17 protein-coding genes are annotated in these 14,593 nt (G+C 69.2%); 9 read left to right on the top strand and 8 right to left on the bottom strand.

Features of this window, described 5'->3' with window-relative positions:
• From NT132_RS06980 to NT132_RS06990, 3 genes are all read right to left on the bottom strand, one after another.
• On the bottom strand, positions 1 to 304 hold a 304-nt coding region (locus NT132_RS06980), incomplete at its 3' end, for a DUF4304 domain-containing protein (RefSeq protein WP_297786817.1).
• A gap of 790 nt (positions 305 to 1,094) precedes the next feature.
• Positions 1,095 to 2,168 carry a redox-regulated ATPase YchF gene (gene ychF / locus NT132_RS06985; RefSeq protein ID WP_297786819.1) on the bottom strand — a complete coding sequence of 358 codons (1,074 nt, stop codon included), beginning with the start codon at positions 2,166 to 2,168 and terminating at the stop codon, positions 1,095 to 1,097.
• A 36-nt stretch (positions 2,169 to 2,204) separates the two neighbouring features.
• Complete coding sequence (locus tag NT132_RS06990; RefSeq protein WP_297786821.1) at positions 2,205 to 2,951, bottom strand: class I SAM-dependent methyltransferase; 747 nt, start codon at positions 2,949 to 2,951, stop codon at positions 2,205 to 2,207.
• Between the two features lie 69 nt (positions 2,952 to 3,020).
• Here NT132_RS06990 and NT132_RS06995 point away from each other — a divergent pair, with 69 nt between their 5' ends.
• The 3 genes from NT132_RS06995 (at position 3,021) to NT132_RS07005 (ending at position 5,460) form a co-directional block, all read left to right on the top strand.
• Positions 3,021 to 3,182 carry a hypothetical protein gene (locus NT132_RS06995; RefSeq protein WP_297786823.1) on the top strand — a complete coding sequence of 54 codons (162 nt, stop codon included), beginning with the start codon at positions 3,021 to 3,023 and terminating at the stop codon, positions 3,180 to 3,182.
• 77 nt (positions 3,183 to 3,259) lie between these two features.
• A complete protein-coding gene (locus NT132_RS07000) occupies positions 3,260 to 3,850 on the top strand; it encodes an exonuclease domain-containing protein (protein WP_297786825.1) in 591 nt (196 codons plus the stop codon).
• 239 nt (positions 3,851 to 4,089) lie between these two features.
• Positions 4,090 to 5,460 carry a DNA recombination protein RmuC gene (locus tag NT132_RS07005; protein WP_297786827.1) on the top strand — a complete coding sequence of 457 codons (1,371 nt, stop codon included), beginning with the start codon at positions 4,090 to 4,092 and terminating at the stop codon, positions 5,458 to 5,460.
• Here the strand turns inward: NT132_RS07005 and NT132_RS07010 are convergent.
• Both NT132_RS07010 and glpX read right to left on the bottom strand, forming a co-directional pair.
• Positions 5,435 to 5,683, bottom strand: a complete 249-nt coding sequence (locus NT132_RS07010; RefSeq protein WP_297786829.1) for a UDP-N-acetylmuramyl pentapeptide phosphotransferase — start codon at positions 5,681 to 5,683, stop codon at positions 5,435 to 5,437. The two genes, NT132_RS07005 and NT132_RS07010, sit on opposite strands and share 26 nt — an antisense overlap.
• A gap of 130 nt (positions 5,684 to 5,813) precedes the next feature.
• Complete coding sequence (glpX, locus tag NT132_RS07015; protein WP_297786830.1) at positions 5,814 to 6,800, bottom strand: class II fructose-bisphosphatase; 987 nt, start codon at positions 6,798 to 6,800, stop codon at positions 5,814 to 5,816.
• Between the two features lie 185 nt (positions 6,801 to 6,985).
• Here glpX and fbaA point away from each other — a divergent pair, with 185 nt between their 5' ends.
• Complete coding sequence (gene fbaA, locus NT132_RS07020; RefSeq protein WP_297786833.1) at positions 6,986 to 8,014, top strand: class II fructose-bisphosphate aldolase; 1,029 nt, start codon at positions 6,986 to 6,988, stop codon at positions 8,012 to 8,014.
• Positions 8,015 to 8,074: 60 nt separating this feature from the next.
• Here fbaA and NT132_RS07025 read toward each other — a convergent pair whose 3' ends face one another.
• The 3 genes from NT132_RS07025 to NT132_RS07035 are packed head-to-tail and all read right to left on the bottom strand — an operon-like array spanning position 8,075 to position 10,250.
• A complete protein-coding gene (locus tag NT132_RS07025) occupies positions 8,075 to 8,623 on the bottom strand; it encodes an MOSC domain-containing protein (protein ID WP_297786835.1) in 549 nt (182 codons plus the stop codon).
• Entirely contained in the window at positions 8,623 to 9,219 is a 597-nt protein-coding gene (locus NT132_RS07030; protein WP_297786837.1) for a DUF6264 family protein, read from the bottom strand. Before NT132_RS07030 ends, NT132_RS07025 begins: the two co-directional genes overlap by 1 nt.
• Positions 9,216 to 10,250: a 4-hydroxy-3-methylbut-2-enyl diphosphate reductase gene (locus NT132_RS07035; protein ID WP_297786939.1), complete on the bottom strand. Its 1,035-nt coding sequence runs from the start codon at positions 10,248 to 10,250 to the stop codon at positions 9,216 to 9,218. Before NT132_RS07035 ends, NT132_RS07030 begins: the two co-directional genes overlap by 4 nt.
• A gap of 86 nt (positions 10,251 to 10,336) precedes the next feature.
• Between NT132_RS07035 and xseA the strand changes: the two genes are divergently transcribed.
• From xseA to NT132_RS07060, 5 genes are read left to right on the top strand one after another with little or no spacing between them, the layout of a single operon-like run.
• The gene (gene xseA, locus NT132_RS07040; protein ID WP_297786839.1) at positions 10,337 to 11,626 is read left to right on the top strand and encodes an exodeoxyribonuclease VII large subunit; all 1,290 of its coding nucleotides are present in this window, start codon (positions 10,337 to 10,339) and stop codon (positions 11,624 to 11,626) included.
• Between the two features lies 1 nt (position 11,627).
• Positions 11,628 to 11,867, top strand: a complete 240-nt coding sequence (locus NT132_RS07045) for an exodeoxyribonuclease VII small subunit (RefSeq protein WP_297786841.1) — start codon at positions 11,628 to 11,630, stop codon at positions 11,865 to 11,867.
• Positions 11,864 to 12,505 carry a DUF4245 family protein gene (locus NT132_RS07050; protein ID WP_297786843.1) on the top strand — a complete coding sequence of 214 codons (642 nt, stop codon included), beginning with the start codon at positions 11,864 to 11,866 and terminating at the stop codon, positions 12,503 to 12,505. Before NT132_RS07045 ends, NT132_RS07050 begins: the two co-directional genes overlap by 4 nt.
• A 38-nt stretch (positions 12,506 to 12,543) precedes the next feature.
• A complete protein-coding gene (locus NT132_RS07055; RefSeq protein ID WP_297786941.1) occupies positions 12,544 to 13,143 on the top strand; it encodes a carbonic anhydrase in 600 nt (199 codons plus the stop codon).
• Positions 13,144 to 13,183: 40 nt separating this feature from the next.
• Positions 13,184 to 14,578 carry an aspartate ammonia-lyase gene (locus tag NT132_RS07060; RefSeq protein ID WP_297786845.1) on the top strand — a complete coding sequence of 465 codons (1,395 nt, stop codon included), beginning with the start codon at positions 13,184 to 13,186 and terminating at the stop codon, positions 14,576 to 14,578.
• Positions 14,579 to 14,593 lie beyond the last annotated feature (15 nt).

Consider the following 14,593-nt stretch of genomic DNA (forward strand, 5'->3'; position numbering starts at 1 on the left):
TCCGCTCGCGCCATTCGGACTCATCCCGCCATGGGAGGTAACTCACATTGGGGCTGGGCTTCACGGGGAGATACGAGCGTTCGTCGCGAGCCCGCGTCCAGGCAGCCTTGTCTATGACGGAAAGATTGACGGTGAACTTCACGAGTTCTCGCGTGCTCGAGTCGGATGACTGGATGCCTATCTGGGCGAAGTACCTCTCGCTGGGCAGGCTGAATTTGCGCTCGGTTCCACGAAACCCCAACTCTCGCAGTTGGGGCGCGAGATCCTCGCGGAGGGCCTGCTTCAGCTGATCTTGTGCGTTCACGAATCGGCTTCCTGGTCAGGTCACGGCCGGCTGCCATGGACTTGCCGTGGTGCGCCCCGTGGACAATGTGTGCGGCGCAGTAGATGTTGTCGTCAGCGTCACCGTCGTGGCCTACGGTTCAGCCACTGCAATTCACGCCCAGGGGCTGCACGACCACGCAGTCGTGCCTTGCCGGGTCGTAGTACTCGACGCCCTGAGGCAGGACGGGGCCTGGCTCGCCTATCAGCGCGCGATAGTCATTTGGGCACCCCTCGGTGCCGGAGCACTCAAAACCGTCTGGATAGATGAGCCAGGGCGAGGAAACACGCGCCCACTCGGGTAGCTCCGTGAGGTACTCCGGAGTCTGCGTGACGGTCGGCGTTGGCGACGGGGGTGCCGCTTGCGGCTCAGCCGATCCGGCGCACCCTGCAAGCGCGCTGGTGGCTAGGACGAGCGCAGCGACGGTAGTGGTCAGCCTGGCGGCGCGAAGCATGACGACATGATTACAGATGACATCCATCCAACGCAGCGTCAGGTGTCGTCATCCACGTGGAAAACGGAACTCCACCGAGTTGATGTCATGTCTCAACTCGGGCGCATCACGAACTTGCCAATAGGGCCCTGGCTCCCCGGGGCGATGGCGACCTATGCGGAGAACCCGCAGTTCGTGGATCCGCGACAGTCCGTTCTGGCCTGGTGCGCCACGTGGGCCGTTGTGTGCGGCGCAGTGGGTCTTGTCATCGGCGGCACCGCCGGTGCATTCAGGGCCGCGACGCCAAGCTCCAACTAGCTCCGGGCGCTCGCCACCTGCTCAGACGTTGAAACGGAACTCCACGACGTCGCCGTCCTGCATGACGTAGTCCTTGCCCTCGAGACGGGCCTTGCCCTTCGCGCGCGCCTCCTGCACGGAGCCGGTCGCGACGAGGTCGTCGAACGAGATGACTTCGGCCTTGATGAAGCCCTTCTCGAAGTCGGTGTGGATGACACCGGCCGCCTGCGGAGCCTTCCAGCCCTTGCCGATCGTCCAGGCGCGTGACTCCTTCGGGCCCGCCGTGAGGTAGGTCTGCAGGCCCAGCGTGTCGAACCCGATGCGGGCGAGCTGGTCGAGGCCGGACTCGTCCTGACCGGTCGAGGCGAGCAACTCCGCGGCATCCGCCGGGTCGAGGTCGATGAGTTCCGACTCGATCTTCGCGTCGAGGAACACCGCATTGGCGGGAGCCACGAGCGCCGCGAGCTCAGCCTTGCGGTCCGCATCCGTCAGCACCGACTCGTCGACGTTGAAAACGAAGATGAAGGGCTTCGCGGTGAGCAGGCCCAGCTCCTTGATCGGGGCGAGGTCGATCCCGGATGCGGAAAGCAGCACGCCCCGCTCGAGCGCGTCCTTCGCGGCGTTCGCGGTCTCGAGTACGGAGGCGTCGAGCTTCCGCCCGCGAACCTCCTTCTCGTACCGGTTGATCGCCTTCTCGAGCGTCTCGAGGTCGGCGAGCTGCAGCTCGGCGTTGATGGTCTCGAGGTCGTTCTTGGGGTCGACCTTGCCCTCGACGTGCACAACGTCGGAGTCGACGAAGCCGCGGACGACCTGCGCGATGGCGTCGGCCTCGCGGATGTTGGCGAGGAACTTGTTTCCGAGCCCCTCCCCCTCGCTCGCACCGCGGACGATGCCGGCGATGTCGACGAACGACACCGCGGCGGGCAGGATCCGCTCGGAGTGGAAGATCTCCGCGAGCGTCTCCAGACGCGGGTCGGGCAGGTTCACCACGCCGACGTTGGGCTCGATCGTCGCGAACGGGTAGTTCGCGGCGAGCACCTGGTTCTTGGTCAGCGCGTTGAACAGCGTCGACTTGCCAACATTGGGGAGACCGACGATTCCGATAGTGAGAGCCACGAGAGTCCAGTCTAGGCGGCGGATGCGGAGCGGCTTCTACGGACGGATGCTGCGGAACGCATGCGTCACGTACGGCAGGTCGACCGTCGCATTCCCCACCGCTCCGATCTCGTCGCACAGCTCGACGAGCGCCTGCTCGATCCGCGCCCGTTCGGCCGGTGCCGCGGTGATCACGTAGCTGCGCGAGCGGGCCATGGCGAGCAGATCCTCGCGGGTCATCCGGCGCGACCAGCGCCACTCCTGCCGATCCAACCCGGCGAACGGCGCACCGACAGCAGGACCGCCGGAGGCGAGAAGCTCCTCGGCGTGGCTACCGTGCATCGCCGCAGTGAGCCGCCGCACCCAGTCGACGCTCTCGTCACGGATGTTCCAGATCAGCCCGAGGACCCCGCCGCGGCGGAGCACACGCCCCGCCTCTGCGGACGCGGCGGCGACGTCGACCCAATGCCACGCCTGGCCGAAGACGACCGCATCCGCGCCCGCGTCGGGTAGCGGAAGCGACTCGGCGCGTCCGAGGAGGGCCGGGATGCTCGGAAGATTCGCCCGGAGGTTCTCGAGCATGCCGGGGTCGGGATCGACAGCCGTGACCTCGGCACCGAGGTCGATCAGTGCGCGAGTGAGCTTGCCGGTGCCGGCGCCGACGTCTACGACGCGGACGCCCGTGCTCTCGCCGGCGGGCTGCAGCATCCATCGAACCGCATCCGTCGGGTAGGACGGACGCCCCGCCTCATAGGTCTCGGCGACGACGCCGAACGACGTGGACATCTCTTCGCGGCTGGTCATGGGCCGACCCTACGCCTGGTGAATGCCACCCCCTTTCGCGACCGCAGCTGCGGTCCTAAGGTTCGGCACATGACGGAACATCTGGAACTCGAGCAGACGGTCGCACAGGTCCGCGCACGTCTGTCCACCCTCACCCCCGGCACCACCGAGCATCATGAAGAACACGAGCGGCTCACGCATCTGATGTCGGCACTGACGCGCGTGCGCGAGCAATCCACGAGCGGCGGCTGACCCCGCATCCGGTCCGACGCGCCGCTTCCTCGGCGTGCCTGCGCGGTCTTTGTGACCGGGGCGGTGAGTCTGGTGTCGTGCCACTGGATTTCACCGCGATCGACTTCGAAACCGCGAATGCGTCCAGCGCCTCCGCCTGTAGCGTGGGCCTCGCCCGTGTCCGCGCCGGGGTCATCGTCGAGACGGCTGGCTGGCTCATCCGCCCGCCGGCCGGGCACGACACCTTCTTCGAGCTGAACGTCGGCATCCACGGCATCCGGCCGCAAGACGTGATCGGTGCGAAGAGCTGGAGCGAGCAGCTCGACGACCTCATCACCTTCACCGGCGACGACGTGCTCGTCGCCCACAACGCCGGGTTCGATATGGCGGTGCTCCGCCGCGCCTGCGAAGCGACCGGCGACCCGTGCCCGCCGTACCGGTATGCATGCAGCCTGCAGGTGTCGCGCAAGATCTACCAGTTGCCCTCGCACCGGCTTCCCGCGGTGGCCGCCCACGCCGGCTTCGGCGATTTCGCCCACCACGACGCGACGGCGGATGCGGCCGCCTGTGCCCACATCATGGTGCACGCGGCGCGCACCCAGGGAGCGGCCGACATCGACGAACTCGCCGCACTCTGCGGCATCAAGGTGGGCGTCATCGTCCCCACCGCCGTGCCCGTCGCCGCCTGAGGTCTCTCCTCCCCTCTGCGACTCGCCCCGCCTCTCCTCGGCCTCTGCGCCTCGCCCCGCCTCTCCTCGCTCTCTTCACCGCGACCTCGCGTGCCCGCATCCCCCGCGCGCATGTCCCGAATTCTGCAGAACATGTCCCACTTTCTGCCGCTCTGGGCAGGTCATAACGGCAGAAAGTGGGACACGCTCATCGGCGCGGTGCGGCGGCCGATGTCAGTGGCCCTGGGCAGACTGGCGACATGGACATCACCGGTGTGATCGCGATCGCGTTGATCTGTGTGCTGATCGGCGCCGCGGGCGGGTGGCTCGCGGCATCGGCGAGAGCCGCGACCGCGCGGGCGACGGATGCGGCACGCATCGCCGCCGCCGAAGCCACCGCCCGCGCTGCCGAAGGGCAGCTGGCGCAGGCCCGCAGCGAACGCGAGGCACAGTACGAGCGCGAGGCGCGCGAGCAGTCCGTGCTCCGTGCGCTCGCGCCGGTGCGGGAGAGCCTGTTCGACATGCAGCGGAAGGTCGAAGACCTCGAGCGCGACCGGCAGTCGCAGTTCGGCGCGCTGGCCGAGCAACTGCGCCGCGCGCAGGAGTCCGACGAGTCGCTGCGACGCACCACCGACTCGCTCGCGAGCGCGCTTCGTTCCTCCAGCGCGCGGGGCGTGTGGGGCGAGACCCAGCTGCGGCGCATCGTCGAGGCCGCCGGCCTCACTCGGCACGTCGACTTCGACCTGCAGTCCGGCATGTCCTCGGATGCCGGCGCCGGGCGCCCCGACATGGTCGTACGTCTCCCCGGCGGCAAGGCGATCGCGGTGGATGCGAAGGTGCCGCTGGACGCGTTCCTCGAAGCATCCGAGATCTCGGACGCGGCCACCGGCGCCGATGGCGCACGGCGCACGGCGCTCCTGTCCAAGCATGTGAAGGCACTCCGCGCGCACATCGACGCTCTGGCGAAGCGTGCGTATTGGACCGGCCTCGACGCCAGTCCGGAGTTCGTCGTCTGCTTCCTGCCGAGCGAATCGCTGCTGTCGACGGCGCTCGATTCCGATCCTGGCCTGCTCGACTACGCTTTCGGCCGCCGGGTTGCCCTCGCCTCCCCCGTGAACCTGTGGGCCGTGCTCAAGACCGTCGCGTACACCTGGACGCAGGAGGCCGTGTCCGAACAAGCTCGGGAACTCTTCACCCTGGGTAACCAGCTCTACGACCGGCTCGGCAGCATGGTGGGCCACGTCGACGACCTGCGGCGCGGACTCGAGCGCACCGTCGACAGTTACAACAGGTTCGTCGGCTCGCTGGAGACCCGAGTCCTGGTGAGCGCGCGACGCTTCCCCGGGGTGGATGAGACGCGCCTCGCCGCCACGGACGCCCCGCCGACGGTGGAGCAGCGTCCGCGGGCGCTCAGTGCGCCGGAGTTCTCCGCGGCGATGGATGCCACCGCGGAGCGGATCGACGCCGGTACGGCGGCGGGAAACCCCGTCGAGTCCGGTACGGATGCGGTGAACCCCGTCGATGCCGCTGAGCCGATCGTCGAGCCCGGCGTCATGCCGGATGCCGACGGGGCCGCAGCCGCCACCGAGGACGAGACGTCAGGGGTTATGCGCCACCCGGCACGAAGCTGAACAGCACAATCACGATCGCCGAGACGGCGACGAAGGCGCCAACCATCCACCACGGGCTGGTCTGCTGACCCTCCTCGCGGCGGACGCGGAACAAGACGTCCGGCCGGCGGGCCGGGTCGATCGGATGGGTCGGGGCCGGTGCGGCGCCGTGCGACGCCAACGCGTTCGCGACCACCGCATGCGCCCCGGTGCGGGGTGCGGAATCGTTCGCCGGATCAACCACGCGGATCCCTCTTCTCGCTCAGCCCACGGACAGACGCCGAAGAGCGGCGTCGTCGTCCATTCTGCCAGAGTCACGAGGGCGTACCCGGGAGGTTGACACCCGCGGAGGTGTCAGGTGAGTCGCGCGGGGGTCAGAGCCACTTCGAGACGAGGTGGTCTGAGGTGATCCGTCGCAGCGTCCCCGATGCACCGCGGAGCACGACGCTCTCGGTATAGACGTAGCCGTTCTCACGACGGACACCGGCGACCAGCTGACCATCGGTTACACCCGTGGCGACGAAGATCGTGTTCTTCCCGGTGACGAGCTCATCGGCCTCGTAGACGTAGTCCATCTTCAGGCCCGCATCGATGCCGCGTTGCTTCTCATCATCCGTCTGCGGCCACAGCCGCCCCTGGATGTGGCCGCCGAGGGCCTTGATGGCGCAGGCGGTGACGATGCCCTCCGGGCTCCCGCCGATCCCGACGCACATGTCGGTGCGCGCGTCATGGCGAGCGGCGTTGATGCCCCCGGCGACGTCGCCGTCGGACATCAGGCGGGTACCGGCCCCGGCTTCGCGGATCTCCTGGATGAGCTGCTCGTGACGCGGACGGTGGAGCACGGAGACGACGAGCTCGTCGACCGGCTTGCCGAGCGCCTTCGCGAGCAGTCGGATGTTCTCGCCGATGGGGAGGCGGATGTCGACGACGCCGACACCGGCGGGGCCGGTGACGAGCTTGTCCATGTAGAACACGCTCGATGCGTCGAGCATGGTGCCGCGGTCCGAGACCGCCAGCACCGACAGGGCGTTGTTGCGGCCCGCCGCGGTCAGCGACGTGCCGTCGATCGGGTCCACCGCGATGTCGCACTGCGGGCCGCGGCCGGTGCCGACGTGCTCGCCGTTGTAGAGCATCGGGGCGTTGTCCTTCTCGCCCTCACCGATGACGATCACGCCGTCGAAGTCAACGGTGGTGAGGAACGCACGCATCGCGTCGACTGCGGCACCGTCAGCCGCCTCCTTCTGGCCACGGCCGATGAAGGGCACGGAACGGATCGCCGCGGCCTCCGTCGCTCGCACCAGCTCAAGGGCCAGGTTTCGGTCGGGATGCAGCGGACTCATGTCGGCGGTCAGACTCACCATGGCGCCAGCCTAACCACGGCGGGGGGCGCCAAGCTCGTCTTTCCGACCACGAACAGGGAAGGAATCGTGAATCTTTCGCGCTTGTCATGTGCCCCCGAGCACCTGTCGATCACGGCACCCGGGTCGGCGCCGAGCCGCTTCGCTAGAGTGGCGAGTGGAGATCCACAGACTTATAAGGAGCTGACATGCCTGTCGCCACCCCCGAGCAGTATGCCGAGATGCTGGACCGCGCCAAGACCGGTGGCTTCGCCTACCCGGCCATCAACGTGGCCAGCTCGCAGTCGATCAACGCCGTGCTGCAGGGGCTGACCGAAGCCGGTTCCGACGGCATCGTCCAGGTCACCACGGGCGGTGCCGACTACTTCGCCGGCCACACCGTCAAGGGCCGCGCCACCGGCGCCCTCGCCATGGCGAAGTTCGCGACCGAGGTTGCCAAGAACTACCCCATCACCATCGCGCTGCACACCGATCACTGCCCGAAGCCGGCGCTCGAGGACTTCGTGCTGCCGCTGATCGCGGCATCCGAAGAGGTCGTCGCCGACGGCGGCAACCCGATCTTCCAGTCCCACATGTGGGACGGCTCGGCCGTGCCGCTCGCCGAGAACATCGAGATTGCCAAGGAGCTCCTCCCCCGTCTGAAGGCGATCAACGCGATCCTCGAGGTCGAGATCGGCGTCGTCGGCGGCGAAGAGGACGGCGTGAAGCACGAGGGCACGAACGACGCGCTCTACACGACCACGGGCGACGTCGCGCAGGTCGTCGAGGCGCTCGGTCTCGGCGACGCCGGCCGCTGGATCGCCGCGCTGACCTTCGGCAACGTGCACGGTGTGTACAAGCCCGGCAACGTGAAGCTGAAGCCGGAACTGCTCGGCGAGATCCAGGCCGGCATCGCCGCGACCTTCGGCACCGGGGAAAAGCCCCTCGACCTCGTCTTCCACGGCGGCAGCGGCTCGACCGATGAGGAGATCGCCCTCGCGGTCGCCAACGGCGTGGTGAAGATGAACATCGACACCGACACCCAGTATGCGTTCACGCGTTCGGTCGCCGGCTTCATGTTCAGCAACTACGACGGTGTGCTCAAGATCGACGGCGAGGTGGGCAACAAGAAGGCCTACGACCCGCGCGCCTGGGGCAAGGTGGCCGAGTCGGCCATGGCCGCCCGCGTCATCGAGGCGACCCGTCAGCTCGGCTCGTACGGCAAGAGCCAGTCCTGATCTGAGATCACCGAACGGATGCCGCGACCCCCGGGTTGCGGCATCCGTTGCGTTAACGAGTCAGCCGGCGAACACCTCGCGGATCGTGGGCGCATCCTCCGGGCTCGACAGCACGGTGATCACATCGCCCGCGGCGACCACGCCCGACCGCACCACTCGCAGATACGGGCCCGGACGCTGCGCGGTCGTGAAACGCGCAACCCACCCGCGTCCCTCCGCGCCGCCGACCCACCGCGCGAACGTGCCGCAGGCGGTGCGGGGCGAGGTGACCTCGACGATGAGCCGCTCACCGATCGCCCAACGCTCACCGATGCGCGCAGCGTTCACATCGATGCCGCCGGTGCGGAGGTTCTCCCCGAACCAGCCGTGCGGCAGTTCGCGGCCGAGCTCCTGCTGCCAGAACGCTGCGTCCTCGTCGGCGTAGGCGTAGAGCGCCCGCTCGAGTCCGCCGTGGTATTTGCGGCTGCACTGTACGTCCGCGTAGACCCCGTAAGGTCCGATCCGGACGGGGCCGGTGACCGGACGCTTGTTGATCGCGGTGACGCCGACGGCGCCCCGGTCGCGGCGCAGCTCGCCCACGGCGCACACCGAGAGCAGCCGCCCCGACATCACTCGGTCCCGGCGGAGTCGATCACGCCCTGGATGGCGGCCCAGGCGCCCGGGTCCATCATGAGCGGCACGACCAGCAGCAACGAGGCGATCATCGTGCACACGATGCCCGCGACCAGTGGGATCCAGAAGCTGATGCGCCCGGCCCGCAGGTTCCGCCACGACAGTACGGCGGCGGCGAGCCACCCGATGCCGAGCACGAGCGCCGAGGCGAGGCCCCAGCCGCGTCCGGCGCCCGGGTCGGTCAGCGTCGCATCGACCCCGAGGGTGTCGAAGAAACTCGCGGCGAATCCGGTGTAGTCGGCGACGGTCGGGATCGAGGTGATCACGATGAACAGGCCGTAGCCGAGGAGCGCCACGGTGAAGATCCGGTCGAGCATCGACCGGCGGGCGGCGACCGGGACCGGCTTACCCGGTTCGGCCGAGGCCGGCGGCGTGGATGCGGCGGGCGCGGCGGCCGGGGTCACCCCGGCGCTCAGCGCATCCGTCACCGCGGGCTGCGCGATCCGGGCACGCTGCTCCTCGGGGGTGGCGTACTCGCCGTAGCGCGGACGGGGACGTCCGTCGGGGCCGGCCTCAGGTGCGAAGTCGCTCATGCGCGACCCCGCCCGCCGAGCGCGCGCTCGTCGCGGCGACCGGTCGCATCCTGGCGGAGTTCCTTGGGGAGGGAGAACATGAGGTCTTCCTCGGCGGTGCGCACCTGCTCCACATCCCGGTAGCCGGCGTGGGCGAGATCGTCCAGCACCTCCTGCACGAGCACCTCTGGCACGGACGCGCCGCTGGTGACGCCCACGGTCTCGACGCCGTCGAACCACTCCTGGCGCATCTCGTCGGCGTAGTCCACCCGGTACGCGGCCTTCGCCCCGTGCTCGAGGGCGACCTCGACGAGCCGGACGCTGTTGGACGAGTTCGCCGACCCCACCACGATGACGAGGTCGGCGCCGGCGGCGACCTTCTTGATCGCGACCTGACGGTTCTGCGTCGCGTAACAGATGTCGTCGGAGGGCGGATCCTGCAGCTCGGGGAACCGAGTGCGCAGGCGCCGCACGGTCTCCATGGTCTCGTCGACCGAGAGGGTGGTCTGCGACAGCCACACGACCCGCGACGGGTCGCGCACCTCGACGGTGTCGGCCTCCGCCGGGGAGTTGACGATGGTCACATGGTCGGGCGCCTCGCCGGCGGTGCCCTCGACCTCCTCGTGTCCGAGGTGGCCGATCAGCAGGATCTCGAAGTCGTCGCGCGCGAACCGCACCGCTTCACGGTGCACCTTGGTGACCAGCGGGCAGGTCGCGTCGATCGCCTGCAGGCCGCGGTCCGCGGCCGCGGAGACGACAGCCGGGGCAACGCCGTGGGCGCTGAAGACGACGTGCGACCCCTCCGGCACTTCGTCGACCTCGTCGACGAAGACGGCGCCCTTGGCCTCGAGCTCAGTCACCACGTGGATGTTGTGCACGATCTGCTTGCGCACGTACACCGGAGCGCCGAAGCGCTCCAGCGCCTTCTCCACCGCGATCACCGCCCGGTCGACACCGGCGCAGTATCCCCGGGGGGCGGCCAGCAGCACCCGCTTGGACCCCGCGACGGGGATATCCTGGAGGCGCCCACGACGGCCCGGAATGCGCGGCATGGGCAGGTGGATGGCGGGGGAAGTCACGCCTTGATTCTACGGGCGGTGCCCTGGGCGGGCGCCGAGCACCAGCGAAGGGAAGACGGGTGGCGAACTTCGCACCGGATGACGGCGTGCCGACCGGCGACGCGGTGCACCCGAGGGACTCCACCGTCGACACTCCGACCTCGGTTGCCCGGTTCAACGACACGATCCGCGCGTTCGTCTCCGGCTGGGGCTCCGTCTGGGTCGAGGGCGAGATCACGTCGTGGAACGTTCGCGGCGGCAACGTCTTCGGCCGGCTGAAGGACCTCGCCACGGATTCCAGCGTTTCGTTCCGCCTGTGGAGCACCACGCGGCAGCGCCTCGCCGAAGACATGAAGTCCGGCGACCATGTCGTCGCGTGCGTGAAGGCCGACTACTTCGTGAAGACCGGCGACTTCTCCGTCGTCGTCTCCGCGATGCGCCACGTCGGCCTCGGCGACCAGCTGGAGAAGCTGGAGCGCCTGCGCACCCAGCTGCGACGCGAGGGCCTGTTCGAACCGACGCGGAAGAAACGCCTGCCGTTCCTGCCGCACACCATCGGTCTCATCACCGGCGAGCGGTCGGATGCGGAGCGGGATGTGCTCCGCAACGCGGAACTCCGCTGGCCGGGCGTGCATTTCCGCATCGTCCATGCGGCGGTGCAGGGCGATCGCTGCGTGCCGGAGACCCTCGGGGCGCTGGCGACCCTGGAACGCGACCCCGACGTGGACGTGATCATCATCGCCCGCGGCGGCGGTGACCCGCAGCACCTGCTTGCGTTCAGCGACGAACGCCTGGTGCGGGCGGTGGCCGCCGCATCCACCCCCATCGTCAGCGCCATCGGACATGAGAACGACCATCCGCTCCTGGACGACGTGGCGGATCTCCGCGCCTCGACCCCGACGGATGCGGCCAAGCGGGTCGTCCCGGACGTCGCCGAGCAGCGCGCTCTCGTCGACCAGCTGCGCTCGCGGCTCACCACCCGGCTGACCATGCGCATCTCGCACGACATCGCCCAGCTGGAGCAACTGCGCAGCCGCCCGGTGCTCAGTCGTCCGGAGGAGGCGCTGGAGCGGCGCGCACACGAGATCGAGATCCTCGCCGCGCGCGGCCGCGACACCGTCGACCGCGAGCTCGCCGAAGGCGCCCTGCAGACGCGCGAACTGCGGGCGTCGCTGCGCGCCCTCTCCCCCGCCGGCACCCTCGCGCGCGGCTACGCGATCGCGTATCTGCCCGGCGGCGTGATCCTCCGCGACGCCGCCCAGGCACCCGACGGCACCGAACTGACGGTGACGCTTGACACCGGGTCGCTCGCCGCGCGGTCGCTCGGCGAGATCGCCGAGGCGAACAGCGACGACACGGCTGCGATCTAGGATGGAAGACATGTCCGTGCCCGCCGACAGCGCCGCCGACGTCGCAGAACTCTCCTTCGAGCAGGCCCGCGACGAACTCGTGCGTGTCGTCGCCGAGCTGGAACAAGGCGCCCCGACGCTGGAGCATTCGCTCGCCCTGTGGGAGCGCGGGGAGGCCCTTGCCGCACGCTGCGAGCAGTGGCTGCTCGGTGCCAAGCAGCGCCTGGATGCGGCCCGCCCCGGCGGGGAGGCGACCTCGTGAGCCCCCGCGGACCGCGGATCGTCGCCGAACTCGGCCGCCCCGAGACGCCGCAGGAGACCGCCGAACGCAAGGCACTGTCGTCGTACACCTACCGGTCCAGCCAGACCTTCCGGCACCTCATCGCGGCGCTGCTGGTGACCGTGGCCGTCGTGGTCGTCGTCGTCCTCGGGGTGCCGCGCGGCACGATCACCCCCGCCGACGACATCGACGTGGTCGCTGAGGCGCAGAAGATGTCCGAGGCTTACGACCGCACCGTCCTCGCCCCAGGCGTCCCCGCAGACTGGGGTGTCAACTCGGCGCAGATCGAAGGCGATGACGTCTCGGCCTGGACGATCGTGTACGTGCCCGATGACACCAGCTACCTGCGGGTGGCGCAGGCGTTCGACCCCGACGCATCCTGGGTCTCCCGGACCCTTTCCGGCGCGACCCCCGAGGGCACCGTGACCGTGGCGGGCATCACCTGGGACGAGTACGAGATCACCGACCCGGCGGATGCGGGGAACGTGTCGTACGCGCTCGCCACCGGGGCGGGCGCCGACCAGATCCTGCTGTACGGCACCGCCGACGCCGCCACCACGGCCGTCGCCGCGGAGGCCGTGGCCGACCAGATCCGTGAGCTGCAGAAGGAGACCCGGTGACCGAATCGCGACTCACCCCCGCCCAGGTGTGGACCGAGATGCTCGAGGGAAACTCCCGTTTCGTCTCCGGTGAGCCGCGGCATCCGAGGCAGGATGTGGATCGTCGCCACGAGATCGCCGCCGAGCAGCGCCCCCGCGCCGCCCTGTTCGGGTGCTCGGACTCGCGCCTCGCGGCCGAGATCATCTTCGACGAGGGCCTGGGCGACCTATTCGTCATCCGCAACGCCGGTCAGGTCATCTCGGACTCGGTCGTCGGAAGCCTGGAGTACGCGGTGTTCGCGCTGGGCGTGCCGCTGATCGTGGTGCTCGGGCATGACGCCTGCGGTGCCGTGCGCGCCGCGATCGACAGCACCGCCCCGGATGCACCCGTGCTGCCGCCGCACGTGTGGCGTCAGGTCGCGCCGATCGTTCCCGCCGTCCGCCGGGTGCAGACCGCCGATCACAGCGCCGCCGGCGATATCGACGCCGAGCACGTGGGCCGCGAGCACCTGCGCGACACCGTGAACGAGCTGCTGCACTCGTCCGAGCTCATCAGCCAGGCCGTTGCCGACGGCACCCTCGCGATCGCCGCCGTGAACTACCGGCTGGCCGAGGGCACGGCGGTCCCCGACTTCGTCCTCGGCCTCGCCGAGGTCTGAGCCCCCTATCCACCGAATCGAACGTCAGAGGAGACACGACGTGGCAGAGACCGAGTACCGCATCGAGCACGACACCATGGGCGAGGTGCGGGTTCCCGCCGCTGCGCTGTACGGCGCACAGACCCAGCGCGCGGTGGAGAACTTCCCGATCTCCGGCAAGGGCCTCGAGTCCACCCAGATCGCGGCGCTCGCGCGGATCAAGAAGGCGGCGGCCCTCGCGAACAAAGAGCTCGGGGTGCTCGACGGCAGCATCGCCGACGCCATCGCGGCCGCCGCGGACGAGGTCATCACGGGCGCGTACGACGAGCACTTCCCGGTCGACACGTACCAGACCGGTTCGGGCACGTCCTCGAACATGAACATGAACGAGGTGCTCGCGACCCTCGCCACCCGCGGCCTCGGCGCCCCGGTTCACCCCAACGATCACGTGAACGCGTCGCAGTCATCCAACGACGTGTTCCCCACGTCGGTGCACATCGCCGTCACCCAGGCACTCATCGACGACCTGATCCCCGCACTCGACCACCTCTCCGTCGCCTTCGAGGCGAAAGCCGAACTATGGCAGGACGCGGTCAAGTCCGGCCGCACCCACCTCATGGACGCGACCCCGGTGACCCTCGGCCAGGAGTTCGGCGGCTACGCCCGTCAGATGCGCCTCGGTATCGAGCGCGTGCAGTCGGTCATCCCCCACGTGGCCGAGGTGCCGCTCGGCGGCACCGCCGTCGGCACCGGCATCAACACCCCCCTCGGCTTCCCGCAGAAGGTCATCGAGCTGCTCGCCGCCGAGACCGAGCTGCCGATCACCGAGGCGAAGGACCACTTCGAGGCGCAGGCCAACCGTGACGGCCTGGTCGAGACCTCCGGGGCCCTCCGCACCATCGCGGTATCGCTGACGAAGATCAACAACGACCTGCGGTGGATGGGCTCCGGCCCCAACACCGGCCTCGGCGAGCTGCACATCCCGGACCTCCAGCCCGGATCCTCGATCATGCCCGGCAAGGTCAACCCGGTCGTCCCTGAGGCGACCCTCATGGTCTGCGCCCGCGTCATCGGTAACGACGCCACCGTCGCCTGGGCAGGAGCCTCGGGCTCCTTCGAGCTGAACGTCGCCATCCCGGTGATGGGCACCGCCCTGCTCGAGTCGATCCGACTGCTCGCCAACGCGATGCGGGTGCTCGCCGACAAGACCGTCGACGGACTGCAGGCGAACCTCGAGCGCGCCGCGGCCTTCGCCGGCATGTCCCCGTCGATCGTCACCCCGCTGAACAAGCTCATCGGGTACGAGGCGGCCGCAAAGATCGCCAAGCACGCCGTGGCCAAGGGCATCACGGTGCGTGAAGCCGTCATCGACCTCGGATACGTGGAGCGCGGCGACCTCACCCTCGAGCAGCTCGACGCGAAGCTCGACCTGCTCTCCATGACCCACGCCGGATGACCGAGATGCCGGAGA

Source organism: Microbacterium sp. (genome assembly GCF_026393345.1).
Taxonomy (GTDB): Bacteria; Actinomycetota; Actinomycetes; order Actinomycetales; family Microbacteriaceae; genus Microbacterium.